At 41.1% G+C, this 26,294-nt stretch carries 25 protein-coding genes, 1 pseudogene and 1 other annotated feature; of the genes and pseudogenes, 1 reads left to right on the top strand and 25 read right to left on the bottom strand.

Annotated features, from left to right (window positions below):
* Window positions 1–40: 40 nt before the first annotated feature.
* From ACWPWY_RS04950 to ACWPWY_RS04900, 11 genes and pseudogenes are all read right to left on the bottom strand, one after another.
* Window positions 41–454: pseudogene (locus tag ACWPWY_RS04950) on the bottom strand (response regulator); the annotation flags it as partial.
* A 129-nt stretch (window positions 455–583) separates the two neighbouring features.
* Window positions 584–2,248 carry an extracellular solute-binding protein gene (locus ACWPWY_RS04945; RefSeq protein WP_454190649.1) on the bottom strand — a complete coding sequence of 555 codons (1,665 nt, stop codon included), beginning with the start codon at window positions 2,246–2,248 and terminating at the stop codon, window positions 584–586.
* Window positions 2,249–2,318: 70 nt separating this feature from the next.
* Window positions 2,319–3,215 (bottom strand): carbohydrate ABC transporter permease, encoded by an 897-nt coding sequence (locus ACWPWY_RS04940; protein WP_454190648.1) that lies wholly within the window; start codon window positions 3,213–3,215, stop codon window positions 2,319–2,321.
* Between the two features lie 45 nt (window positions 3,216–3,260).
* Window positions 3,261–4,217, bottom strand: coding sequence for an ABC transporter permease (locus ACWPWY_RS04935; protein WP_454190647.1), 957 nt, complete (start codon window positions 4,215–4,217; stop codon window positions 3,261–3,263).
* A gap of 188 nt (window positions 4,218–4,405) precedes the next feature.
* Window positions 4,406–4,996 carry a hypothetical protein gene (locus ACWPWY_RS04930; protein WP_454190646.1) on the bottom strand — a complete coding sequence of 197 codons (591 nt, stop codon included), beginning with the start codon at window positions 4,994–4,996 and terminating at the stop codon, window positions 4,406–4,408.
* Between the two features lie 145 nt (window positions 4,997–5,141).
* The gene (locus ACWPWY_RS04925; RefSeq protein ID WP_454190645.1) at window positions 5,142–5,909 is read right to left on the bottom strand and encodes an ATP-binding cassette domain-containing protein; all 768 of its coding nucleotides are present in this window, start codon (window positions 5,907–5,909) and stop codon (window positions 5,142–5,144) included.
* A 10-nt stretch (window positions 5,910–5,919) separates the two neighbouring features.
* Window positions 5,920–7,274, bottom strand: a protein-coding gene (locus ACWPWY_RS04920) for an IS3 family transposase (protein WP_454190117.1) whose coding sequence is annotated in 2 segments (ribosomal slippage) — window positions 5,920–6,821 and window positions 6,821–7,274 — 1,356 coding nt in all. Because the reading frame shifts where the segments join, the coding sequence is not laid out codon by codon here.
* Between the two features lie 32 nt (window positions 7,275–7,306).
* Window positions 7,307–7,462 (bottom strand): ATP-binding cassette domain-containing protein, encoded by a 156-nt coding sequence (locus tag ACWPWY_RS04915; RefSeq protein WP_454190644.1) that lies wholly within the window; start codon window positions 7,460–7,462, stop codon window positions 7,307–7,309.
* A 30-nt stretch (window positions 7,463–7,492) separates the two neighbouring features.
* Window positions 7,493–9,190, bottom strand: coding sequence for an arginine--tRNA ligase (gene argS / locus ACWPWY_RS04910; protein WP_454190643.1), 1,698 nt, complete (start codon window positions 9,188–9,190; stop codon window positions 7,493–7,495).
* Window positions 9,191–9,243: 53 nt separating this feature from the next.
* Window positions 9,244–9,505 (bottom strand) — a binding site (T-box leader).
* Between the two features lie 219 nt (window positions 9,506–9,724).
* On the bottom strand, window positions 9,725–10,072 hold the full coding sequence (locus ACWPWY_RS04905) for a four-helix bundle copper-binding protein (protein ID WP_454190642.1): 348 nt from the start codon (window positions 10,070–10,072) through the stop codon (window positions 9,725–9,727).
* A 111-nt stretch (window positions 10,073–10,183) separates the two neighbouring features.
* Window positions 10,184–11,194, bottom strand: a complete 1,011-nt coding sequence (locus ACWPWY_RS04900; RefSeq protein ID WP_454190641.1) for a CobW family GTP-binding protein — start codon at window positions 11,192–11,194, stop codon at window positions 10,184–10,186.
* Window positions 11,195–11,369: 175 nt separating this feature from the next.
* Between ACWPWY_RS04900 and ACWPWY_RS04895 the strand changes: the two genes are divergently transcribed.
* Window positions 11,370–11,891, top strand: a complete 522-nt coding sequence (locus tag ACWPWY_RS04895; protein WP_454192797.1) for a MogA/MoaB family molybdenum cofactor biosynthesis protein — start codon at window positions 11,370–11,372, stop codon at window positions 11,889–11,891.
* A 136-nt stretch (window positions 11,892–12,027) separates the two neighbouring features.
* Here the strand turns inward: ACWPWY_RS04895 and ACWPWY_RS04890 are convergent, their stop codons facing one another.
* From ACWPWY_RS04890 to recA, 14 genes are all read right to left on the bottom strand, one after another.
* A complete protein-coding gene (locus tag ACWPWY_RS04890) occupies window positions 12,028–13,038 on the bottom strand; it encodes an acrylyl-CoA reductase family protein (protein WP_454190640.1) in 1,011 nt (336 codons plus the stop codon).
* Between the two features lie 342 nt (window positions 13,039–13,380).
* Window positions 13,381–14,826, bottom strand: coding sequence for a nicotinate phosphoribosyltransferase (locus ACWPWY_RS04885; protein WP_454192796.1), 1,446 nt, complete (start codon window positions 14,824–14,826; stop codon window positions 13,381–13,383).
* Between the two features lie 54 nt (window positions 14,827–14,880).
* Window positions 14,881–15,426 carry a cysteine hydrolase family protein gene (locus tag ACWPWY_RS04880; RefSeq protein ID WP_454190639.1) on the bottom strand — a complete coding sequence of 182 codons (546 nt, stop codon included), beginning with the start codon at window positions 15,424–15,426 and terminating at the stop codon, window positions 14,881–14,883.
* 25 nt (window positions 15,427–15,451) lie between these two features.
* Window positions 15,452–16,249: an NUDIX hydrolase gene (locus ACWPWY_RS04875; RefSeq protein WP_454190638.1), complete on the bottom strand. Its 798-nt coding sequence runs from the start codon at window positions 16,247–16,249 to the stop codon at window positions 15,452–15,454.
* Window positions 16,250–16,352: 103 nt separating this feature from the next.
* A complete protein-coding gene (locus ACWPWY_RS04870) occupies window positions 16,353–16,757 on the bottom strand; it encodes a PaaI family thioesterase (RefSeq protein WP_454190637.1) in 405 nt (134 codons plus the stop codon).
* Between the two features lie 120 nt (window positions 16,758–16,877).
* The gene (locus tag ACWPWY_RS04865; protein ID WP_454190636.1) at window positions 16,878–17,327 is read right to left on the bottom strand and encodes a RicAFT regulatory complex protein RicA family protein; all 450 of its coding nucleotides are present in this window, start codon (window positions 17,325–17,327) and stop codon (window positions 16,878–16,880) included.
* Between the two features lie 57 nt (window positions 17,328–17,384).
* Window positions 17,385–18,938 carry a tRNA (N6-isopentenyl adenosine(37)-C2)-methylthiotransferase MiaB gene (miaB, locus tag ACWPWY_RS04860; RefSeq protein WP_454190635.1) on the bottom strand — a complete coding sequence of 518 codons (1,554 nt, stop codon included), beginning with the start codon at window positions 18,936–18,938 and terminating at the stop codon, window positions 17,385–17,387.
* A 223-nt stretch (window positions 18,939–19,161) separates the two neighbouring features.
* Window positions 19,162–19,734, bottom strand: a complete 573-nt coding sequence (gene pduL / locus ACWPWY_RS04855) for a phosphate propanoyltransferase (RefSeq protein ID WP_454190634.1) — start codon at window positions 19,732–19,734, stop codon at window positions 19,162–19,164.
* 103 nt (window positions 19,735–19,837) lie between these two features.
* Window positions 19,838–20,839: a dipeptidase gene (locus ACWPWY_RS04850; protein WP_454190633.1), complete on the bottom strand. Its 1,002-nt coding sequence runs from the start codon at window positions 20,837–20,839 to the stop codon at window positions 19,838–19,840.
* A gap of 131 nt (window positions 20,840–20,970) precedes the next feature.
* Window positions 20,971–21,231, bottom strand: coding sequence for a stage V sporulation protein S (locus ACWPWY_RS04845; RefSeq protein ID WP_007430104.1), 261 nt, complete (start codon window positions 21,229–21,231; stop codon window positions 20,971–20,973).
* 242 nt (window positions 21,232–21,473) lie between these two features.
* Window positions 21,474–22,271, bottom strand: coding sequence for a TIGR00282 family metallophosphoesterase (locus tag ACWPWY_RS04840; protein ID WP_454192795.1), 798 nt, complete (start codon window positions 22,269–22,271; stop codon window positions 21,474–21,476).
* A 94-nt stretch (window positions 22,272–22,365) separates the two neighbouring features.
* Window positions 22,366–23,916, bottom strand: a complete 1,551-nt coding sequence (gene rny, locus ACWPWY_RS04835; protein WP_454190632.1) for a ribonuclease Y — start codon at window positions 23,914–23,916, stop codon at window positions 22,366–22,368.
* A 332-nt stretch (window positions 23,917–24,248) separates the two neighbouring features.
* Entirely contained in the window at window positions 24,249–24,974 is a 726-nt protein-coding gene (locus ACWPWY_RS04830) for a regulatory protein RecX (protein WP_454190631.1), read from the bottom strand.
* Window positions 24,975–25,110: 136 nt separating this feature from the next.
* Entirely contained in the window at window positions 25,111–26,172 is a 1,062-nt protein-coding gene (gene recA, locus ACWPWY_RS04825; protein WP_454190630.1) for a recombinase RecA, read from the bottom strand.
* Window positions 26,173–26,294 lie beyond the last annotated feature (122 nt).

The raw sequence follows: 26,294 nt of genomic DNA, 5'->3' as shown, positions 1-26,294 counted from the left end.
TTGTTCCAATCAGGTGATACTCAATCGATTTGATCGCTGCCTGACTAAATACCAAGTCCATCTCTTCGCGCAGAAGTTTTTCATTCAATTCATTCGTTATTTTTTGAAGTGCGGTAATCAGTTCAGAATCATCCATTGGCTTGAGTACATAACTATAGGCTTGTAAGGACAAAGCTTCCTTCACATAAGTGAAATCTTGGTATCCGCTTACAAATATTAATTTTAAATTTGGACGCAGTTGAAGGGCTTTACGTGCAAGCTCCATTCCAGACATTCCAGGCATATGTACATCTGTAACTAAAATGTCGACATGTTTAGTTTCCATCACTTCGAGGGCTTCAAATCCATTATTTACGGATCCCGTCACTTCAAGCCCTAATTCCACCCAAGGGATAAATCGACACATCCCTTCCAGATCTAAAATCTCATCGTCCACTATTAGCACCTGATACATAGTGTCACTCCCCCTGTAGAGAATTCACAACGAATAAATGATAAACGCATGGCACCGTTCTTCTGAAGAGCGGTGCGCGTTTACCATTATTATACTTCACTTCGTGAAATCAGAGAGCAGTAAGCTATATTATTTTCCAGCTATTTTAGCGATATTATCTTGCCACTTTTTTGTTTTGTAAGCAAGTAACTTATCATATCCGATAGATACCGCATTTTCATGAGCTTTATCAAGAATAGATAATACTTCCTCATCATTTTTCGCATAAAGCGCTTTTGCTCTTGCTTCTGTGAAAATCTCATTCAGTTGTTGCTGAATAATTCCTTCTTCGGACTCAGGCATTGCCGTCAGGTTGATATACTCTGTCGCATTGAATTGCGTTTTCCAAGTAACTTCGGATTGATATTTTGTCTCCCAGTTTTGCTGATCCGCTGGAAGTGTCTTTTCAAACTTCATTTTCGCATTATCTACAAAGACGGTATTTCCGTTCCACTGAAGGTTAACCGTTGCATCCATCATTTTGTTACGTCCTTCCACATCGGTTACATAAGCATCTGTAAATTTGGGAGCTCCGTCTTCATCTGTTCCATCCCAGTATTTCCCCTCAGGTCCCCACATAATGACACGCTGGCCTTCAGGAGAGGTATACCAGTCAAGGAAAGCAAAGATTTTCTCAGGATCTTTCGCACTTTTCGTAATCACACTTACGTTCCAACCAAGGCTGTTATACGTACCCGCCCAGATTTTATTTTTGTCGAGACCTTCTTTATGCACAGGCCAGATCATGAAGTAACCATCATTTGGATCTTTCTTCTTCAGCTCAATATCACCCACAGCACCATACTCGGTCGGGCTTGCCCCTGCTGCGACGGCAACACGTCCTGTATATACTTTTTCCTTAATTTGATCTTTTGTTTGCGTAAGTGTATCTTGGGCCATTAATTTTTCACGGAACAATTTGCTTGCATATTGCGTTGATTCTCTAAATACAGGATCAAGGAAAATAGAAGTCAGCTGATTGTCTTTCGGTACTGCTCTCTCCTTAACAAAGACAGGAGGATGATCTTCGCCAAAGGAACCGTAAAGAACATCCAGTCCTTGGCCATCTACCGCAAGATCCGGTTCAAATGGAACAACATTCGGATACTTTTCTTTAACTTTTACAAGATAATTATAGAGGTCTTCTGTGGTTTCGAGCGCTGGTTCACCAAGCTCCGTATACATCTTCTTGTTAACCAAGTATCCTGCATTACCATTTGGTTGTGATGTATACCAATTCGGGAATTGATATAACTTACCGTCGCTGGAGCGAAGCATATTTAACGTTTCTTCTCCAGCCCACTCTTTTAGGTTCGGATATTTATCAAGATAATCATCGAATGGGACAAGTGCTCCCGCCTCACGCAGACGCTCTATATCCGCATTACGGTCCATCCAGATCACATCGGGGAGTTCAGAAGCAGCAATCATGGTGTTTAGCTTTTGAGCAGCATTCCCCCCCGAATTAATGGCAGAAACATTCACTTTTTTATTATCTTTAATCCATTTACTTGCTTCGTCACCGCCCCACTGCGGCATTGTGTACCAATCATAATGACCATAGAAAGTGAAATTCAGATCTTCTTTCCCTAGTTCAAATGAAGTTGATTCTACATTTTCTTTTGGCGGAGTCGGTTCTGCTTCTGGTGTAGTAGCCGTTCCCCCATTACCACTTGAACAACCTGCAATACCGATTGCTGATGCAAGCAGTGCAACCAGCAAGGTGCTAGTTCCTTTGTTTCTTTTTTTCCACATCTTTGTAAACCCTCCCCTTATTATATCTGGCAAAACGACCTATGGTCCAAAGCCAAATGACTTTAAACACCTATTCTTTCAGCGATCCAACGAGTACACCCTTCACAAAATACTTTTGTACAAAAGGATATACGGCAATGATCGGAAGTGTCGCAACCATCATCGTAGCCATAGATAACGACTTTGTGGTCACATTTTGCATGCGAGACATACGGGCTTGTGCAGCAGAGTCTAGCTGTGACATCTGTTCACTCATGATGTTGGAATTAAGGATTTGTTGAAGCATGGACTGAATCGGCAATAACTTTTCATTGTTAATGTAGATACTTGGTAGAAACCATTCATTCCAGTGGAAGATCGCAGTGAATAACGATAGTGTCGCGATAACCGGACCGGAGAGCGGAAGGACAATGCGGAAAAAGGTTTTAAAATGACCGCACCCATCAATCTGGGCAGACTCCAGCAAACCATCCGGCAATCCACGGAAGAAGGTTCGGAAAATGATCATGTTCCATGCACTGATTAACGTCGGGATGATGAACACCCAGAAAGAATCCATTAATCCAAGACTGCGAACTACGAGAAAGGTAGGAATCAAACCACCACTGAAATACATGGTTACGATAAAGAAGATCATATAATATTTCTTACCGATAAGATCCTGTTTGGACATCGCAAAAGCAAGCAAAGCAGTAAGCAAAATGGAAAATAGAGTACCGATCAGTGTTCTCATGATAGATATGTAAAATCCATTTATTATTCTGCTATCTTGGAATACAATGCTGTAGTTCTCGAGTGTCCATTCCCGGGGCCAAAAGGTTATACCTCCAAGCGCCGTATCCATCCCTTCATTAAAGGAAACCACCAGCGCATTCCAGAAAGGATAGAATGTCGAGAACCCTAGTAAAATAAGAAGCGTGTAGATGATAAACATCATCAATCGATCATTCAAACTTCGGTGTTTCATCTAGTTGCCCCCCTTGCGACATGTCTCCTTGTTGCACGATTAAACCTACCATAAGCTATTCCCCGATCTACGTGCGATATAGTTAGCTACCGTAAGTAGAGTTACACTGATAACGGCTTTAAACAGTCCAGCCGCTGTAGCGTAAGAAAAACGCTGATTCTCTATACCAATTCGGTAAACATAAGTGTCAATAACATCGGAAACATCTCGAAGAACCGGGTTTGATCCAAGCAACAAGATGTCTTCGAAACCCGCATTTAGCAGGTTACCGATCGCAAGAATAAAGAAGATGATAATCACGGGCATAATAGAAGGTATCGTAATGAATGAAATTTGTTTCAAGCGGCTTGCACCGTCCATCTCTGCTGCTTCATATAGACTTGGGTTAATTCCTGCGATTGCTGCTAAGTATACAATCGAGTTAAAACCTATTTCTTTCCATACATTGGTGCTTACAAGAATTGTCCAGAAATAATCAGCTGTACCAAGGAATCCAATAGGTTCATCAATTACACGCAGTGATTGTAAGAGGATATTCAAACTACCGTTGTCCGTTGAAAGAATCGACATGGCAAATCCTGCAACGATAACCCAAGACAGAAAATGAGGTAAATAACTAATGGTCTGAATCACTCGCTTAAATGCCATTTGCTTAACTTCATTTAACATCAGGGCTAGAATAATGGGGGCAGGAAAACCAATCATTAACTTTAACGCACTAATGACCAACGTATTTCTCATAATTGTCCAGAATTCTGGTGCATTAAAGAACATTTCAAAATGTTTAAATCCTACCCAAGGGCTCGCCCAAAATCCATCAAAAATACTGTAGTCCTGGAAAGCCATCAGCACTCCATACATCGGAATATAGCTAAATATGAATACAAGAATCAGCGCTGGAATCACCATAAGCTGGAGCTCCCATTGTTTTCTTAACCGAACCGCTAGACCTCTTGGTTTTTTGCGCTCCGCCAATCTAGTGTCCGTAGAGATCTGTGCCATTGTTCCCCCTCCTCTTGTTTATATTGTAAAATTTTCTTGGAGAAGAAACTATATATGTAATTAACGATATTTGATAAAAATCAATGATAATGTAAGTAATCGTAACACAAAATAACGTTTTTTCACTAAAAAAACAATGAACCAAGAAAGATAGCGTTTACATATAAAATTAAAAAAAGATGTAAGCGTTATAACATGACATCTCTTTTTTTAGAAGATAGATAAACATAACATGAACCTAAGATAATAGCGTATACAATTGAATAAATTTCCAAACCTAACATAGGCCATATAGATTCAAGTGCTAGCATTTGTTGAATAAGCGGTAATACAGGAGGCAAAATCCAGCTGATAAACAGGACGGAATCAGGTAGGAATGCTATCAATTGTGTATGCAATATGCCTACAAGAGACCATACGATAAGGAGATTTAATCCATAATTCAATTGAGGAATCATACTTCGCTGGGTTAGCAGTGCTAAAGATGTTCCTAAAATTCCTACTGTGAAATGACCAGTGATTGCTGCAACCCATTCTTTCGCACTTGGGAAATCTTGAAACATCATCGTGAGAACCGGATACAGGATGGCTATGGTCGCTAACAAGAAGGTCACTACGATGGCAGATAACCATTCGGATAAATAGTATTTCCACCTATGTGGGGAATGCGTAAGCGTAATAGCCCGCTGATCCGGGCTTTCTGCATGATATAAACTTCTTCCTACCCAGCATGATACAAAAAAAGAGAAATATTGCCGATATACTGTAACTATCAGCAATCGGGTTCGGCTTATAGGAATACAATAGCATCGTAATTAAAACGTACAGAAAACAAGGTACAAAATAAGCACTTGATCTCAGATAGGTACGTAGAAGATACGTTATATTAGATAAGATCAACCTTTTCCCTCCTTTCAAAATTGTTTATTTTCCTTCTCTGATCACGGATTGTATCGATCCGCCTTTTGCTAGAATATGTGCTAGTAAAATATCGCTATGGCTTCCGTGCATGATAATCGTTACTTCGGGCTCAGCTTCTTTTTTTGACTGTCTACTGAGTTCAATGATACCTTCAGCAGTAGAAATGACTTTTGCGTCTGCTTCGGATAGATTAGTAACTCGAACCACAACGGTATCAAATGTTACTATTTCTTCTGGCTGCAGCATTCGCATCAACTTTCCTCTTTCCAGTTCAACTACTCGATCTGCAAGTTTGCTTACAATTAGATGTTCATGACTAGCAAACACTAAGGTCATCTTTGTTTTCTTATATGCTGATAGTAATTCGATCAAATTCTTCTGTGAATTCCGATCTAATCCAGACAAAGGCTCATCGAGCAGCAAAAGTTCTGGATCACCTAACAAACTTTGCATGATATTTACCTTCTGTCTCATTCCCTTCGAATAAGAAGCAATCAGCTCGTTTTTATCCTCCGTAAGTCCAAATAATTCAAACCACATACCCGTTTGATATAGAATATCCTTTTTACTGAGACCTTGCATTGCACCCATGGCAAGTAAATAATCTTCTGCTGTAAAATTTGTTACGGGTAAACGATCAATCGCATATCCTGTTTTTCTTGCCGATGTCTTTTTATTACCCTCAGTTATTGTCCTGAGCACTTTTCCTTCTGTTGGGGAGATTAGCCCTGCGAGCAATCGAAGGTGAAGTGACCCCTTAAAGTTAGACACGGTTATTTCATTAGGCAACTTTTTCAAAATGAGTTCGGTATTGCACTGGACTCATTTTGAATTTTGCCTTGATCCGTTTCATATTATAGTAATTGATATATTTTTCTAATTCTGATTTAAAATGTTCTATACTTTCAAATTCCTTTAAATAGAGGAACTCTGACTTCATAATGCCAAAGAAGTTCTCCATTACAGAGTTGTCGTAACAGTTTCCTTTACGTGACATACTTTGAATAATTCTTCTTGATTCAAGGGCATGACGATATTGCTTCATTTGATAGTGCCATCCCTGATCTGAATGTATCAATAGTTTATGTTTTTTCGGGAGACGTTCTAAAGCCTTTTCTAACATCTCTGAAACAAGTGAATACGTTGGTCTAGAGCCGATTGTATAGGTAATAACTTCTCCGTTAAACAAGTCTAACACAGTTGATAAATAGAGCTTCTCACCAAATAATTTAAATTCTGTAATATCCGTAACCCACTTTTCATTCGGAGCTTCTGCCGTAAAGTTACGGTTTAGAATATTTGGCGCAATTTTGCCCACCGTTCCTTTGTACGATTTATATTTTTTCATGCGAACTACGCTTTTTAAGCCTAATTCTTTCATGATACGCTGCACTTTCTTATGGTTCACCTTTTGCTCACGATTGGCTAGTTCATCTCGAATGCGACGATAGCCATATCGACCTTCATGTTCCTCGTAAATCGCTTTGATTTCAGCCTTCAAGTCAGCATCTGGATCTGGACGATCTAGCTTCTTCACTACATCGTAATATGTGCTTCGTGGAATAGCAGCAAATGCCACAAGCGCCTTCACCGAGTATTTATGCCTTAATTCATAGATGACCTTTACTTTGTCTTCCTTGGTGATTTTTTCTTGTTTTGAACTAAGGCATTTAACTTTTTTAAATACTCATTTTCCATTCGTAAACGTTCCACTTCTGCCTGTAAGGCCTCTACGGACCCTTCTACTAACGTTTGATTCTTTCGTTTGATCGATTCTTTTTTCACGGATGGACGCCCCTTTTTCTTTGGTCTTAGGGCGTCCATTCCATGTGATTTTAAGCTCTCTTGCCAGCTTAAAATGGTGCTATGACTTGCAATATTAAATATTGCAGCCGTTTCTCTAGCAGACGTCCCGAATTCGTTCATATAATTAAGTACGTCTAGTTTATCCTGTATGGAATACGGTGTATAGCGCTTTTTAAAAACTTCTTCACCATGGTGCTCATATTGCTTAATCCAATTTAATAAGACAGAATGATGGATTCCTATCGATTTCGCAATCGATTTTATTCCTTCCGATCCATTTTGATAACGCATAACTGCTTGTAATTTTTTATCTGAACTAAACTTAGCCATATAAAAACTGCACCTCCAATGTTAGTTAATGTCTAACATTTGGGGTGCAGTTCAAGGAGGGTGGTTTTTCCTGATCCATTGTGACCCATCAGCACGAGGCACTCTCCCTGATCAACTTGCAGAGAAATATTTGAGATAACAGCTTTCTCCCCATATTTTTTTGATACTTCATTTAATTGAATGACCAAGACCGCTCCTCCTCGCTGCACATTTATAGACTACATACGTTCCGGTGTTTTCACTCCAAGCAAGGTGAGGATCTGCTGAATCCGTTGACCTGTTACTTGTGCTATATATAGCTTATACTCCAGCTCTTGCGGCTCACCGTCCAAAATACGTTCTTGATGATATAAACGATTGAATAACTGAGCCGTATCGATAACATACCTTGCGAGTACAGAAGGTTCTTTTAAACGGATTGCTTTTTCAAGATACTCAGGGTATCTAGAGAGGTGTTTTAACAAATGCCAAGCAGCATCACTTATTGATATTTTATCTAACGATGTATAGGATCTTGTATTCCCTTGTGGAACGATTTCCTGTGCTTTTGTAAGCAGGCTTTGAATTCTTGCATACGTATATTGCACATATGGACCGGTTTCCCCTTCAAAACTAAGCGCCTCTTCGAGTGAAAAATCGATTTCATTTAACCGATGATTTTTGAGATCTCCAAATACAATCGCTCCTATTCCTACCTGCTCTGCTACCTCTTCTGCATTTGGCAGATTTGGATTTTTGGAATTGATAATTTCACGTGCCCGCTGAACGGCTTCATCAAGAACCTCTTCCAGAAAAACTACTTTTCCCCGTCTCGTGGACATTTTGCGCCCTTCAAATTTCATTAAACCAAATGGAACATGGATGCAGTCTTCCGCCCAAGACTTTCCCAACTTGTGAAGAACAGCGAAGACCTGCTGAAAATGAAGTTTTTGCTCCGCACCGACGACATAAAGAATTTCATCTGCGCCCATTTCTTCATGGCGATAAAAAGCTGTCGCGAGATCTCTTGTAGGATAAATCGTCGTTCCATCCTGCTTAATAATAAGACAAGGCGGCATTCCCTCCTCTTCCAGCGGGACAACGAGCGCTTCATCGCTTTCGATAAGCAGACCCGACTCCTGAAGCTTTGTCACAATCCCTGCCGTTTTATCGATATAGAAGCTTTCGCCAAGAACATGGTCAAAGTCTACGCCAAGACGCTTATACATCCGTTCAAATTCCTGCATACTGATCTCAATAAAATAATTCCACAATCGGATGGCTTCCTCATTACCTTGTTCTAACTTACGAAACCACTCTCTTGCTTCTGGGCCAAGCGTTTGATCATGCTCTTCTTCATCATGGAACTTAACATATAAGTTAAGTGATTCCTTGATGGGTTCTTTCGCCAACTTCTCGTCATTCCCCCATCTTTTATAAGCTGCAATTTGTTTACCAAACTGGGTTCCCCAATCTCCAAGGTGATTTACATTTTCTACGCCGTATCCTGCCATTTCGTACATTCTACATAGAGCGGCACCAATAACGGTTGAACGAAGATGACCTACTCCAAAAGGTTTAGCAATATTGGGAGAAGACATATCGATGACTACTTTTTTCCCTTCCCCTATAGAAAGCTTCCCAAAGTCCGGTTCACTTAACTGAGCAAATATTGCCTCGGCAGCAGTACTCCGCTGAAAAAAGAAATTGACATATGGACCCGCCGCCACTGCTGTTATTCCGGATTCTTGAATAGAAGCTGCCAGTTCAGCTGCTATAATTGCAGGGGATTTCTTCAGTGATTTAGCCAGCAAAAAACAGGGAAAGGCGACATCACCCATTTCAGGATGAGGTGGTTGTTCTAACATAGATTCTATCTCATGTGCTGTCATATCTAGATGTAAATCTAAAATCCCAGCTATCTTTTTCGTTAACATCCTTTCTACACTCCTTTAAAATTGGATATCAAAAAAAGCCCTCATCTCTGTTTATCAGAGACGAGAGCTATTATTCCCGCGGTACCACTCTATGTGAAAAGATCACCGATTCGTTTCTGCGAAAAACATAACGAAAAAGATGTGTCTATCCCCCTTATATGCGGGTAACGTCCGCAATGACCGGATACGCCTACTGCGATTTCGGCATACCATCTCCCAAGTGCGTTTCATACCAGATCCTGCATACCGGCTTCCACCATCCCGGTTCGCTAACAATACGGTGTCCTGGATTACTCTCTTGATCATCGAATGTATAATTTTGTAATATTATATATTTAGTTTTGCTAAAGTGCAACTTTTTTAGTGAATTATTATTTGTGATGAAGACTCCGTTTAACTAAAATTTTCGATCCTTTAACAAAGTTAAAACAGTCATGATTCGGATGATAATGAAAATTAAAAAAAGCAGAACAAGGATAAACTCCTTCTTCTGCTACTTCTCTTCCCTACTCACATATATAAGGGAACAACACATCATACGGCCATGCTCATTGTTGAGCAGATCTCTGCACAACGGCGGCATGCTTCTACACTGCTTTGACAATGAATATGTTCGAATTTTTCGCTTTCATTTGCACATTGTTCACAAGCTTTTACTACGAGAGCCAGAATTTCTTGTTCAAATACCGTTCCACGGCTAAGGGCTGCTGCTGCAAAGCTGCAAATTTCGGCTGCTTCTTTATTATACTTCATGCTTTCCCACAGGGAAGCTAGGTCATATTCTTTTAGGCTGGATACATAGCATTTATTACACGCATTCATTGCTTCAATACATGCTGCAATTTGAGTTTGCTTTTCAATCTCTAAGTTTGTCATTGTCATTGTGATATACCTCCGCGTATTCGCTATTTGTTCTTCTATTACCCGAAGAAGGGATACGCTAATCAATATGCAATGACAATACTTAAGATTCGACTTTTTACGTTATATTTTTCATTCCGCAGTTTCTCCATAAGCTTCAAGCTGCTGTAATGAACGCTTTATCTCTGTTTTGGAAAAATGTTCTCCGATGAAAACACCTACATCTTCTAAACGATCGCTGCTTCCAAGCTTCGTGAAATCTGTTTCACGATAAGCAAACTGAAACAAAAACCGACTGTTGGTATCCGAAAAAGTAACAATCCCTTTGGCACGGTAGATATCTCTTGGTAACTGCTTTAGCCATGATTCGAACTGCACACTATTAATGGGTTTTGAGAAATAATGAGTATAAGCCATTACGTGATCATGTGAATGAGAGTGATCAGATTCTGAGCTGTTATCACTTACCTCATTTGCGGCTACAGAACGGTGTTCAGCCGACACTCCTGGAAGCTCGTTCTCTCTTAGGATCGCTGTAGGAGGAGTGGCACAGTAGTTCGTCATATGAATCTCAGCATGCGGGTTCCATCTGCGTAAACACTCCCCCAGCTCCTGACGTTCCTCTTCCGTAACAAGATCAATTTTGTTCAGCAGCAACTGAGAAGCAGCACGAATTTGCTCTTGCATCAAGCGATAAGTTTTGCCCTTCTGCTTCCTGTACGTATCGAGTAAGTGAATGCTGTCTACAACAGAGATTAGTTCTCTTATTTCAAGTTTCACATATAAAGAAGTGTCCGCAATCCCATCTAAAATTTCTACTGGATTTGCAGCTCCCGTTGCTTCGATCACAATCACATCAGGAGAGGAACTCTGTACCAATTCCACAAGCTGCGGAGCAAGGTCACCTCGTACAGAACAGCAGATACATCCACCAAGTATTTCAGCCATGTTTACATCTTTTCCAATAAGCTCACCGTCTAGGTTGACCTCCCCCAGCTCATTCATTACAACTGCAGGAGTCATTCCTTTACTTTTCCAATATGCAAGCAGCTTTACTAATAATGTTGTTTTTCCGCTTCCTAAAAATCCCGATAAAATATATACAGGTATTGTCTTATTGTTAGTATTTTGCTCTATTGTCATCTTTCCTACTTCCTTCCCATCAGGTGCATTTCATTTTATTCAAGTAATAAATGATTCATCGTATTTATTATGTAGCTGCTTTATCTGTCTTCTAATACCTAACAAATATCCGCTTCGTTTGCGTCTACTGAAGTAATCGACTAAAGTAGATTCATATCTTGAATTTGGAGGATTGATTTTTATGAATTCTGTCGAAGAACACAAACAGGAGGCGCCAACTAGTGTAAACTGTATGGTTATTACGGTATCGGATACACGTACCAAGGATACAGATACCGGTGGACAGCTCATGCAGGAACTTCTTCTTACAAACGGCTACGCTGTTGTCGATTATATCATTATCCCTGATGAGACGGCTACTATACACTCTGTCATTCATCAAGCCGTAGTGAGAGATGATATTGAGGCTATATTACTAACGGGGGGTACAGGAATTTCACCGCGTGACAATACATACGAAGCAGTACACTCTCTGCTCGACAAGGAACTTCCGGGATTTGGAGAAATATTCAGGTACCTTAGTTTTACTGAGGATATCGGCACAGCTGCTATTTTAAGCAGAGCGGTTGGGGGTACAATCGGTTCTAAAGCTATATTTTCAATGCCAGGATCGAGGGGTGCAGTAAAGCTCGCCATCACCCGAATTATTGCTCCAGAATTACGTCATATTATGCGAGAGATCTACAAGAACAGTTAACCTATAGACACACAACAAACAAGGCATACTGTCGCTAGCATCAGTTGCCTTGTTTATTTAATGGGAGTAGAAGCGAGCTTAGCTCATTCGTAAAACGTCTTTTTTATCGTTACTTTACAGCCATATCCTTCTTATTCTATGACAACTTCACAACAGTACGCCCTACCGCTTTACCATCCAAGATCCGACTTAGCGTAACTGGTAGTTCTTCAAGGGTGATTTCATTTACGCCCCGCTGCAGCGCTGATTTCGGTTTCCATTCTTTAGCGAGATGCTTCCAAAGCTGAGCGCGTCTATCAGCCGGGCAATATACGGAATCAATACCTATGAGCTGAACCCCGCGCAGAATAAACGGAATGACACTAGATTCAAACTCATAACCGCCTGTCATACCAGAGAGAGCCACTCCGCCCCCGTATTTCACGGATCCAAGCACACTCTGCAGCATTTTTCCTCCTACAGGATCAACGCCCCCTGCATAACGTTCGGCAGATAAAGGCCCTTTTCCCGTCTCATAAGCTTCTTCTCGCGTTATTACCTGCGTTGCTCCAAGCTTCTGAAGTAGTTCCTCTTCCTGTTCTTTCTTCCCCGTACTTGCGGTTACTTCAAAACCAAGGGCAGACAATATCGAAATTGCCATACTTCCAACACCCCCGCTCGCACCCGCTACAAGAACCGGGCCGGAGTCTTGATTTATACCTGTACGCAGCAGACTCTCTACGGACATCGCAGCCGTAAATCCTGCTGTACCAATCGCCATGGCTTCTTTTGTTGTTAAACCATCAGGCAGAGATACAAGCCAATCACCAGGCACTTTCGCATATGGGCTATAACCGCCAAAGTGTTTTACACCCAGCTCATAACCTGTTGCGAGTACCTTATCTCCTTTTTTAAATCTATCATCTGATGACTCAAGCACGGTTCCTGCGAGATCAATCCCTGGAATAACCGGATATCCACGAACGACTTTTCCTTCTTCTATACTAGCTAGTCCATCTTTATAATTGACACTGGAGTATTCCACTTGAATCGTAACGTCTGCTTCAGGCAAGTCAGCTAGTGTAAGTTGTTCCACCCCAGCCCGAAACCCATTGTCATCCTTACGAACTATATATGCTTGAAACATCTGATTTTTCACTTCGTTCATTTCTTGATCTCTCCTCTTTATCCATTTTTGTATACTTTACATGCACCCATTGTTACACAACTTACTACCATTTTCCATGAGTTATATAACAACCCTTTATAAAAATTACCCTATATATAAGACGAGAAACGCATAGACACAATTCTACTTCTATGTGGCAAGGTTCGTAGTATTTTGACGGGAAATGCCAACTCGTGCGCTTTCCCGAGAAATAATCTCCTAAAAATAAGAGCAATTATTTCCCGGGTAAATCAGTCAGAGTTTCAAGTCAATGTTTGTACAAGAGAAAAAGGCCGCCTTTAGGGCGACCTTTCCTCACGAATTCCTTTACGGTTGAATTCATTAAGATTGAATATAATCCGAAATCATTTTTTGTTTTAGATTCCATGCAGCTGGGCTAATGTTCACCCGGTAGATTTCCGGATTTAACTTACGTAAATATTCCGGCCAGAACATACCGATCTGCTCACGATGGTACTCGCGAATTTGTTCTAACGTTGGAAGTTCGTAGACTTTCTTCCCATCAACAAATATAGGCTCAAGCATCGTCACAACATCGTAATCCTTAATCGTCTTCTTCATGTAAGGATGTACGGGATTAAATAGTTGTAATGGTTCTTTCTGCTTTGGCTGTTCATCGTCGGGATAACAGATATAATCAGCGATGGCTTTGTTTGTTTTAGGATCTACAAGCCGGTACACTTCTTTTTTGCCGGGTGTTGTTACCTTCTCGGGATTCGCAGAGATTTTGATTGTCGGCTGCATGCCCCCGCTTACTTCACGTTCTACTAACTTATAGACGCCGCCAAGTGAAGGTTGATCCGCTGCTGTAATGAGCTGAGTACCCACGCCCCAAGTGTCAATCTGTGCCCCTTGAGCTTTTAGATTGAATATGGTGTGTTCGTCCAGATCATTAGAAGCGACAATTTTAACATATGGAAAACCGGCTTCATCAAGCATTTTTCTTGCTTGTATAGATAGGTACGCAAGGTCACCACTATCGAGCCGAATCGCATTCATTTTCTTACCTTTGGCTTCTAGTTTTTTCGCCGTCTCAATGGCATGAGGCACACCGCTTCCGAGTGTATCAAAAGTATCCACGAGAAGTGTTACCTGGTCTGGCATTACTTTGGCATAGGCATCAAATGCCTCCTGCTCACTTTCAAAACTTTGAACCCAAGAATGCGCATGCGTACCTGCTGTTGGAATGCCAAACTGCTCACCCGCAAGCATGTTAGACGTTGCATCAAAACCTGCTACATAAGCAGCACGAGCTCCCCAAATTGCTGCGTCCGCTTCTTGTGCTCTTCTTGTGCCAAACTCTAGTAATTTATTATCGCCGGAAACTTGTTTTATCCGAGAAGCTTTGGTAGCGATCAATGTTTGATAATTCATAAAGTTTAAGATCGCCGTCTCAACAAGTTGGGCTTCCATAATATTTCCTTCGACGCGAACTAACGGCTCATCTGGAAATACGAGTGCTCCTTCTTTCATTGCATAAATCGTGCCTTGGAAAGTAAACTGCAGCAATTCTTCAAGAAATGCCGGATCATAATTTTCCTCCTGGCTGGATAAATACTTAATGTCCTCCATTGTAAACCTGAGGTTACTAATATAATGTACAATCCGTTCAAGTCCTGCAAAAACGGCATAACCATTTTTAAAAGGCAACCTGCGGAAATAAGCCTCAAATACGGCTTTGCGTTTGTGAGTTCCGTTCACCCAATGCGCGTACATCATATTAATTTGATATTTATCCGTATGTAATGCCAGGCTTGTGGTTTGCATCTGTCTCATCCTCTCAGGCCTCTAGTGAAGCCGCAAACAATTTCTTTGGTATGATTATTGGGTCTGCTTCGTCACGGTTGCACCTAGACTATTCTTAAAATGTCCCAGTGCCCACACATGACCTTCTGCATTAAAACTGGCAGTTGCATCCTCATATACCGTGATGGAAAAACCTTTGTTGTATGCATCAACTGCGGTATGGAGTACACATATATCGGTACATACCCCAATCAAATGAACCTCGGTAATTCTGCGCTCACGTAGTTTCATCTCAAGATCTGTGCCCGCAAAGGCACTATATCGTGTTTTGTCCATAAAATAAATGGATTCTTTATTGTCTTTATACAATGTGCCAAGCCTGCCGTAAAGTTCTCTCCCCGCTGTATTTCGTATATTATGGGGTGGAAATAACGAAGTTTCGGGATGAAAGTGATCCTTCTCATCATGTAAATCAACGGCCATTACAACATAATCATTATTATGTATAAACTGTTTTGTAATGTCCACGACTCTTTCCTCAATAGCGATTGCGGGTTCCCCTACGGGTAAATTACCATCCACAAAATCTTTTGTGTAGTCAATGACGATCAAAGCTTTCATCCTTTTCACTCCTCATCTCTATTCTTTACGTATAAATGGATATTCTCGGCCTCAGGTCAGTAAATCGGTAGAGCTGCGCAGGACGCTGAGAATACTGATTCGAGCTAAGCGGATTTCCCTCTTCATCTCTCACTTCTTCAATAATTCCCTTGCGGCTTCTCGTTGAAGTGATTTTACGAATGAAATTTGGTTCCTCAAAATCAGGAACGACACTCTGAATAACCTGATATAATTCACTAAGCGTAAAATGCCGAGGCAAAAATTGCCTTGCAATGGTTGTTTGCAGCATCTGCTCTTGTATCCTTCTATAGGCATCTTCTATGATCGTTCGATGATCGAAGCCAAGTTCCAGCTTGTGCAGTGCTTCTTCTATCGTAAATAGCCCTACTTCTTCTGCGCCATCTGTTACTTGCCTATGTTCGAGCATCCATTCTTCCACGAGAGCAAAAAACGCATGAGAGATAATCCAGCCGCGCGGGTCTCTTCCTGGTCGACTATATACTCCAAGATACTCTAGATGTCCGCCGTCTACACCGGTCTCTTCCATGAGCTCACGTTTTGCTGCATCGTAAATAGATTCATTCTCTTGGCAGAATCCGCCTGGCAATGCCCATTTTCCAGCAAAAGGCCAAGATTTACGTTTAATCAGCATCACCTTAAGTTCTCTAATGGGAAGCGTTTTGGTGACCGTCTTACGCTCACGCTTCGTTAATGTAAACATAACAATGTCCGCTGGTACACCATCAGGTGTCCGATATTTCTTTTTTTGAAGGATACGATCCGGATCATTATTTCCTGCAAAATGGTTGATTTCCTCGTTCATCTATTATCACCGCTATGATTTCATTTTGATATTTTCATTATGACATCATTATCTTGTTTGTCAACCGTATCCATATGAGGGCAAGCTAATCTTGCTTACTCCTTTATTTCTTAGGCACAACTAAACGGAAGGAAGCTGTAGCCATACAGCCTAACGCTCCATCTGCGTTTTTTACTTCTGCTCTTGTTGTTAAACTTCTTCCCGCTTCATGAATCACTTCGGCTGTTACCAAAAGTTCCCCTTCATGCATCGGTGCTAAATAATGAACGTTTAGATTTGTAGTAACACAGTTATCCATTTGTTTTTTCGCTACCGCTACCATTCCCATTGTTTGATCCATTAGGGACGATAAGACTCCCCCATGTACGATTCCCATAGAATTCGTATGTTTTTTCTCCGCAATCATAGAAACCGTAACTTTGTTCTCTGTGGCTTGAATCAATTTGCAACCTAATAGTCCCCAAAAACGGTCATCTGCATCTTGAACCATCTGTTCGATTATCTTCATCTGTGTAACTCCCCTCATGCTGTTCGTACTTTAGAATACCCTGTATCCTATGCTCTACTCTTGTCATCTATTTAATGATACAGAAAAAGAGCACGGAAACATTTCCGCACCCTTACTGTATTAATCACATCGTGATGGAGGTGCATCCGTTCCTGTCTCCACGTTCACTTTCTCAGAGACCGTATCGTGGATAACTGACATCACAAGCTGTAATAAATAGTTTATATCACTTTGGCTTTGCTGGAATTCAGTCACCAGCGGAATGCCATCAATCTCATCCTGCAGTTGCTCGATCTCAGCTTCAATCTTCGCAACCATTTCTTTATTTTGAAATGACTCAAAAGCTACAATTTCCTTCTGTTTCTTTTTCATCTTTTGGATGAGTCCTTGAATTCGCTCATGTTCTTGAATTTTAGACTCAGCTTGTTTAAAATGTTGAACTTCTTCGCTCGTACCGATTAAATCAGCGAGCTCTTTGGCCTTATTCATAATATCATCGCGTATAATGAGATCCCGCGTTCGAAATGAAGGCATACCATATTGATTGACTTTCAGTTGATCGCTTTCCATAATGATCGCTCCATTCTGTTAGGTTGACTCATATTGCAATGTATCTCTTGTTGTATATTAGTTATTTGCCGCTTGTGGTAAAGGGAGCCAATCACCTTTAATATACCAGGATTTAGCATCTTTAATTTCTACTTGTACAAAAGTACCGATTAATTCTTTTGGTCCTTCAAAATGAACAAGTTTGTTTCCACGAGTTCGACCAGACAGTACTTCGTCATTATTCTTGCTTTCTCCTTCTACAAGAACTTCGACAATTTGTCCTTTCATTCGCTCGTGTGCTTCAAAGCTGTATTCTTGAACCGCCTTGTTCAAACGCTGTAGACGTTCTTTCTTCACTTCCATCGGAACATTGTCTTCCATTACGGCTGCCGGCGTTCCTTCACGAGGTGAATAAATATAGGTATATGCAAAGTCAAATCCCACTTCCCGAACGAGTGACAGTGTATCTTCAAACTGTTCATCCGTCTCCCCAGGGAAACCAACAATGATGTCCGTTGTCAGGACAGCACCAGGGATTGTTTGTTTAATTTTGTGTGCAAGCTCAAGATAACGTTCACGAGAATACTTGCGACTCATTTTTTTCAGCACTTCAGTACTACCCGATTGCACCGGAAGGTGAATATGTTCCACCAGATTTCCGCCTTTGGCAAGTACTTCAATGAGATGATCGTCAAAATCACGCGGATGCGAAGTTGTAAAACGCACTCTTGGAATATCAATTTTGCGAATCTCGTCCATGAGATCACCAAAACCATATTTTATATCCGTAAAATCTTTACCGTAGGCATTCACGTTCTGCCCTAGCAGAGTGATTTCTTTAAAACCTTGGCGAGCTAAGTCACGGACTTCCGCAATTACATCTTCAGGCCGGCGACTGCGCTCTTTCCCGCGCGTAAATGGAACAATACAGTAAGTACAGAATTTGTCGCATCCATACATAATGTTAACCCATGCGCGCAAACCTTGACGTTTCTTAGGCATATTTTCAATAATATCGCCTTCTTTGGACCACACTTCAACAACCATTTCCTTGCTAAAGTAAGCTTCTTTGATTAGATAAGGCAGTCTGTGAATATTATGTGTTCCAAAAATCATATCGACAAACCCATGCTTCTGCAGGATACGGTTTACTACATTTTCTTCTTGTGACATGCATCCACATACACCAAGTAACAAATCCGGTTTTTCCGTCTTCAGATGTTTTAGATGACCTAATTCACCGAATACCTTGTCTTCGGCATTTTCACGGATTGCACAAGTGTTTAAAAGAATAATATCCGCTTCCTTACGATCTTCGGTCGGCTGATACCCCATCTCTTCCAGCATCCCTTTGATCGTTTCAGAATCATGCTCATTCATCTGGCATCCATAAGTATATACCAGATAGTGTTTTCCTTTACCGATTGCTTTTAGTTCTTCAGGAATCGCATTATCATACAACACCTGAATATTCTCTTTCCCCCGTTGTTTCTCGCGTTTGTGATTAGGCTCCGATATAATATTGATTTCACGTCCACGAATTCGGATTTTTTTGCCGAATTCATCTTCAGAGAGTACTTTTGCATCCGAAAAATCAAAATACTTGGAGTAATCCTTTGTATCTTTCGTCATGGTAGATCGGTCACTCCTTACGCTAAATCTATTTCGTATTTCCTATCCATCATCGATCATCAATATCCAACTCAAAAAGGCATTACATCAAATTATATCATGATTCACAGTGCATATCTACCGTACTTCCCCATCCTAAACATACAAAAAAGGGTTGTCCCTTCTGGATTAAAAAATCCATAGAAACAACCCTTACTTATTTAGTACTTATAAGGACAAATGCTTAGCCAATAATTTCAGCTACATCACCAGTTTTAGCACCAGCTGCGTTTGCTTCATCTGTATCAATATGCATATCAAGAGCAAAGGAATCAGATACGCGTGCAATGACATTTTCAAGAACAAGACCACGTTCTCCGCCAAGACGAACTTTTAACAATTCTTTATCTTTAATGCCCCATTTTTCTGCATCAGAAGTATGGAAATGAATGTGTCTTGCAGCTACAATCACGCCTTCTTCCAAAGTCACTTCGCCTGCTGGTCCTTTTAGAGTTACACCAGGTGTACCTTCAATACTTCCGGATTCACGAACGGGAGCTTTTACTCCGATTGCAAAAGAATCTGTACGAGAGATTTCCAATTGGCTTGCCGGACGTGCCGGTCCCAAAATTCTTACTTTATCAAATTGGCCTTTTGGTCCAATAACAGCAACAGTTTCGTTTGCTGCAAATTGTCCAGGTTGGGACAACGGTTTAAATTCAGTCAATTGATATCCAGCTCCGAACAAAGCTTCAACATGTTCTTGGGTTAAATGGATGTGACGTGCAGACACACCTACTGGTACTGTTTTAGTCATTTCAAATAACACTCCTTAATTCTCTGTCTATATATTTGGTCCGTCCTATATTATACCCATATTAAGACCCAATTGAAAAGGCATCCTTCAATTTCAGTGCTTTTTAAGACTTTAAATTAGGTTTATCCTTGAGATTTTCACATAGAAACGAAAGCATATTATCATACATAAACCGTCTCACTAACGATTCGGGATAGTATTTCAGCAGTAGTTCTACCAAATCAGGATACCTGCCAGAATGTTCAAGACCCTCTATCCACTGATGAATACCATCAAAGTCCGATCCAAACATGATATGGTCTGCTCCTCCTAAAGCACATACGTGATCAATATGTTGTAAGAGATCTGTTTTTGTAACTTTCCCTTCCTTCTTCACAAACCAAGGCACAAATGTCATACCGATTCGCCCATTCAGCGCAATGAGCGCACGAATCTGATGATCTGTAAGGTTACGAGGATGCGGACAAATCGATCTTACATTCGAATGGGAAGCAATCATCGGCTGTTCCGACAAATCTGCAAGCTCCCAAAACCCCGTCTCTGATAAGTGTGATACATCTAAAATCAGTCCTATATCATTACATTTCTTAATGAGCGCTTTCCCCTTGTTCGTAAAGCCTCCATTTCGTTCTTCCAGAATTCCATCTGCTGCCCAGTTTGCATAATTCCATGTGACACCAATAAACCGAACACCTTTTTCATAAATGAGATCTAGATAAGAAAGTTTCCCTTCAAGACCCTCCACACCTTCAAGTGATAACAAACTCCATATTTGATTCCTTTGCTGCCATTCACCTTGGGAGATAAGATTACGGAGTTCCTCTGCATCTTGTTTCCATCGTAAAGGCCGTAAACCCTGCGTACTGCTCTTTTGTTCGATTAGCCTGCCATATATCTCTATTTGTTTATAGACATGTTCAAATCGCGGTGTACCCAGCCGATCAGATAAATATATCGCAAATGTTTGAAGCGCTACTTTCCCTTCCTGCAACCTGCTCATCGTTACATCTAGTTCAGAATCGTTTAGAAAGTCGAGACTTGGTTCAAACTGCATTTTATACAGTACATCACAGTGCATATCAATAACTGGAATATCTAACTTCATAAAAGAACTCCCTTCATCTTTTTCGCATTACCGCCATAAGAAGCTATTCATATCCTCATTCTTTCTATATGCATGAATACGCAAAAAAGCCCATTTGCAACGAGTGCAAACAGGCTAAGATAACTACTTATTTATCTGGGTTCTACAATCAATTTAATTGCTGTCCGGTCCTCCCCGTCGATTACGATATCCGTAAAGGCAGGGATACAAATGAGATCAACTCCGCTCGGTGCCACAAATCCCCGGGCAATGGCTACTGCTTTTATTGCTTGATTAAGAGCTCCTGCACCAATCGCTTGCAGTTCAGCATTTCCGCGTTCTCTTAGAACACCTGCTAATGCACCTGCGACTGAATTCGGATTGGACTTGGCTGAAACTTTTAATACGTCCATGGTAAGTACCTCCCCTGGGAATAGGATGATGGATTGTTTCCACGACATGGTCCAACATGTGAAAATGCAGCATCTGAACTGAATATCTCGCCCTCTTTGGTACATGCAATAGTCCGCCCGATTGTTTTTAGCTTGATCTTTTGATTGAACAGACTCTAATAAATGTTATTCGCGAGAATGTAAAAGATTCCTTCTTTTTATCAGGTGCTAGCGTCCTGGCCAAAAGAGGTCTAACGAATCCTTTATTCCATTCGCCACTCATCTTCAACCAACCGGATTTTTTCAATCTTAGTTGCTTTACCCGTGTTTTCATCGATATCAACAATAACTGCGTGGAAATGCCATTTTCCTTCGTCCACATTAAATCGTACTGGCAGACTGGTTAGAAATTTATGAAGTACAGCTTCCCGTTCCATACCCAAAATCCCATCTTTCGGTCCGACCATCCCAACATCGGTAATCGCCGCAGTACCTTCCTCTAGTATTCGCTCATCATTGGTTTGCACATGTGTATGTGTACCAACCACAATTGAAGCTCGGCCATCCAAATAATAGGCCATTGCTATTTTCTCAGAAGTTGCCTCCGCATGAAAATCAACGAGAATGCATTTATGTTTCTTCTTGAGCTCATCTACCAGTTCATCAGCTTTGCGGAAAGGATCATCTAGCGCGGGTAAAAAGGTCCGGCCTTGTAAATTAACAATAGCCAATTCCTTCCCATTTGCCTTAATTACAGCATGGCCTTTCCCTGGTGTAGAATCTTCCGGAAAATTAGCGGGGCGAATCAAGCGAGGTTCATCATCGATAAATTCAAAAATATCACGATTGTCCCAAGTGTGATTCCCCATTGTAATTCCATGAACACCCCAGTCAAAGAACTGTCTGGCAATGGACTGAGTTATCCCTCTGCCCGATGCTGAATTCTCACCATTCGCAATAATGATATGAGGATTATATTTTGTTTTGAGTAATGGAAGGTTTTCCTTCAATGCTTTCCGACCAACGCTGCCAACAATGTCTCCGATAAATAGAACTTTAATGTGTGTTGCCTCCTTTTAACCTATATACGAGAAAATTAATCATCTATGAATGAGAAAAGTGGCCGAAGCTCGGCCACTTTTCTTCGTTTCATTCTTATTTAGCGTATTCTACCGCACGTGTTTCTCGGAGGACCGTTACTTTAATATGTCCTGGATAATCTAATTCGTTCTCAATCATTTTCGAAATATCGCGTGCTAAGCGGAACGCTTCAGCATCATCGATCTTATCCGGTTGTACCATGACGCGAATTTCACGACCTGCTTGAATCGCGTAAGATTTTTCAACTCCATCAAATGATTCGGAGATCGCTTCGAGTTTTTCCAAGCGTTTAATGTAAGTCTCCAGTGTTTCACGACGTGCTCCCGGTCTTGCAGCGGACAAAGCATCGGCTGCTCCGACCAACATCGCTATAACAGAAGTGGCTTCTTCATCACCATGATGCGATGCAATACTGTTAATAACAACAGGATGTTCTTTATATTTTTTCGCTAATTCCACGCCAATTTCCACGTGTGAACCTTCCACTTCGTGATCCAGTGCTTTACCAATGTCATGCAGTAGACCAGCTCTCTTGGCAAGTACGATATCTTCGCCAAGTTCTCCAGCCATCAGCCCTGTCAGGTATGCTACTTCCATCGAATGCTTCAACACGTTTTGTCCATAGCTGGTACGGAATTTAAGTCGTCCAAGAATTTTGATTAAATCTGGATGTAATCCATGAACTCCTACCTCAAAGGTAGCTTGTTCACCGTATTCACGAATACGTTCATCCACTTCTTTACGCGATTTTTCAACCATCTCTTCAATACGTGCAGGATGGATTCGTCCATCTGCCACTAGTTTTTCCAAGGCGGTTCTTGCAATCTCGCGGCGAATTGGGTCAAAGCCTGAGAGAATAACTGCTTCCGGAGTATCATCAATAATGAGATCAATCCCTGTAAGGGTTTCAAGTGCACGAATGTTACGGCCTTCACGACCGATAATACGTCCTTTCATCTCTTCGTTAGGCAATGTCACGACCGATACGGTAGTCTCGGCAACATGATCAGCTGCACAACGCTGGATAGCCAGTGTAATAATCTCGCGGGATTTCTTATCCGCCTCTTCTTTCGCTTGTTGCTCAATATCCTTAATCATTTGAGCCGTTTCATGACGAACTTCTTGCTCTACGTTGGACAGAATGATGCTTCGAGCATCTTCCATCGTCAGATTGGAGATTCTTTCAAGCTCCGTTACCTGACTCTTGTAGATTGTTTCAATTTGTTGCTGCGTCTCATCAATTCGCTTCTCTTTGTTGGCCACTTGTTCTTCTTTGCGTTCCAAGGAATCCATTTTTTTATCCAGCGATTCTTCCTTTTGCAACAATCGTCTTTCTTGTCGTTGAATTTCATTTCGACGTTCACGAATGTCTTTTTCAGCTTCAGTACGTACACGATGGACTTCGTCCTTCGCTTCAAGTACCGTTTCTTTCTTCAGTGCTTCTGCATCTTTTCTCGCATTTTCTACGATTTGGACTGCAGCTTCTTCAGCACTGGAAATTTTAGCTTCAGCTAAAGATTTGCGAATAAAATATCCGGCAAGGAACCCAATAACCCCAAAAACTAAAGCGGCAACAACGAGAATTAACCAGGCGATAGCATCCATTCTGTTCACCTCCTCGTTGATTCCTCCAAGGGATTTCTCCTTGGGATATTCATGTTTTGTTTTTTGCATTTCAAGACTTCACATTTACAAAAAAATCCATACAGTGAAAATCACTGTTTCTTTTTTTGTACACGCCAGGGCATGTACACTCTACCGCCGCAGGACATGGCGGGCTTACATTACAACCTTTATACAAGACTCTGCAACAATTGTACTTTTTTGGAAGGAAAAAATACTTTTTTTGTTGCATAGGCTCATGTACATTTTAGTATTCGTGTTAAGATATTGTCAAGAGAATGAACATTTTAGGGACCTCGGTCACCACTTTTTCCCTAAAAATCCTCATCAAACTCCTGTTCCTCCTCAGAGCTCTCTCGAACAAGTTCTGTCATTACCTTTCGTGTCACTTCTCCAGAGTATCCTCTTCTCATTAAAAAAGGGAAAGTTTTACGTTTCTTTTCCGTAAGATCACCTTTGATCTGATTCCATTTTTTGCGTCCAACCATAAGAGCGCTGTTCCACTCTTCTTCCACACTAATTTCACCAAGTGCTTCTGTGATATCATCTTTGGCAATGCCTTTTTGACGAAGCTCTTGACCTACCCACAGTTTTCCCTTGCGGTGATTTGAAATACGCTGTCTAGTCCATTCTTTAGCATATAATGAATCGTCAATGAGTCCCTCTTGCTCAAGTTTGGTTAATATTTCTTCAATAATAGGTAATGTAAACTCTTTTTCTTTTAATTTTTTTGATATTTCATGTCGCGTCCTTGCTTTTCGTCCGAGAAAACGAAGTCCCTCTACATAAGCACGCTGCCTTTCATCTGCAATTATGATTTCTTCCAGCTCATTTTTATGAAAAGTGTTCCCTTTTATCATTCGATATTTAATCATCACATCTTCAAGAACGGATAATTCGTATTCACCAAAATAGATGATATACCTGGCATTGCGTCCTTTCATCTTCTCTACACGGGTAATTTCAAGCTTTTGCTCAGGAAAGTGGCTCACGCCTCTTTGCGCTTCTTCATTGTTATCGAACTCTTCGTATTCTCTCAATTTAGCCCGTCCCCCCATACTTTGTTCTACTATCGATCGTCTATCCGACATACGCCATAAAACAAAAAAACCGCAGCTAAAAATAAGCCGCGGTTTCTTATCTTTACACTATTGTTCTCACAATCGGCAAATCCTCTTATTCAACCTCAAACAATTCTTTTTCTTCTTTCTCTTCTTTCGCCTTGTCTGAATCAGAAGGAGCTTCAACAACCGTTGTCAAATTGCTCGCTTCACGAATTTTTTGCTCAATTGTATTAGCAATCGCAACATTTTCTTTCAAGAATTGTTTTGCATTTTCACGGCCTTGGCCTAAACGTTCACCGCTGTAGGAATACCAAGCGCCACTCTTGTCAACAATCCCATGTTCAGCACCGATATCAATAAGACTTCCTTCTTTGGAAATCCCTTCACCGTACATAATGTCGACTTCGGCTTGTTTAAACGGAGGAGCCACTTTATTTTTGACTACTTTAATTCTTGTACGGTTTCCGACAACGTCGTTACCCATCTTAATGCTTTCAATCCGTCGCACATCAAGACGAACTGTGGAATAGAACTTCAGTGCACGTCCACCTGGTGTTGTTTCTGGGTTACCGAACATAACTCCCACTTTTTCACGAAGCTGATTGATAAAGATTGCAATCGTTTTGGACTTACTGATCGCACCAGACAGCTTACGAAGAGCTTGAGACATCAGACGAGCTTGGAGACCTACGTGGGAATCCCCCATATCTCCTTCAATCTCTGCCTTAGGTACAAGTGCTGCAACAGAGTCAATTACCACAATATCAACAGCACCGCTTCTTACAAGAGCTTCAGCAATCTCAAGACCTTGTTCCCCTGTATCTGGTTGAGAAAGAAGCAATTCATCAATATTTACGCCCAAATTACTTGCATATTGCGGGTCAAGCGCATGCTCTGCATCAATAAATGCAGCTTGTCCGCCTGCCTTTTGTACTTCAGCAATAGCATGAAGTGCAACAGTTGTTTTACCTGATGATTCTGGTCCATATATTTCAATAATCCGACCTCTTGGAAATCCGCCGGTTCCTAGTGCAATATCTAAAGCAATCGATCCGCTGGGTACAATTTCTACTTGCATGTGAGTTGATTCACCCAGTTTCATAATTGAACCTTTACCGAATTGTTTCTCTATTTGACGTAGCGCCATATCTAACGCTGCACGACGATCTGACAATAAACTCACATCCTTCTATGTTTATAACTCTATGATACTCTCTTTGGACTCGTTTGCCAAGCATTTTTTGAGAACATACATTCGTTTTTTTGAGAGATCAGGGGCCCGCTGATCTTCAGAAC

The organism is Paenibacillus sp. Marseille-Q7038, assembly GCF_965111595.1.
This window is presented reverse-complemented; position numbering and strand designations above follow the sequence as displayed.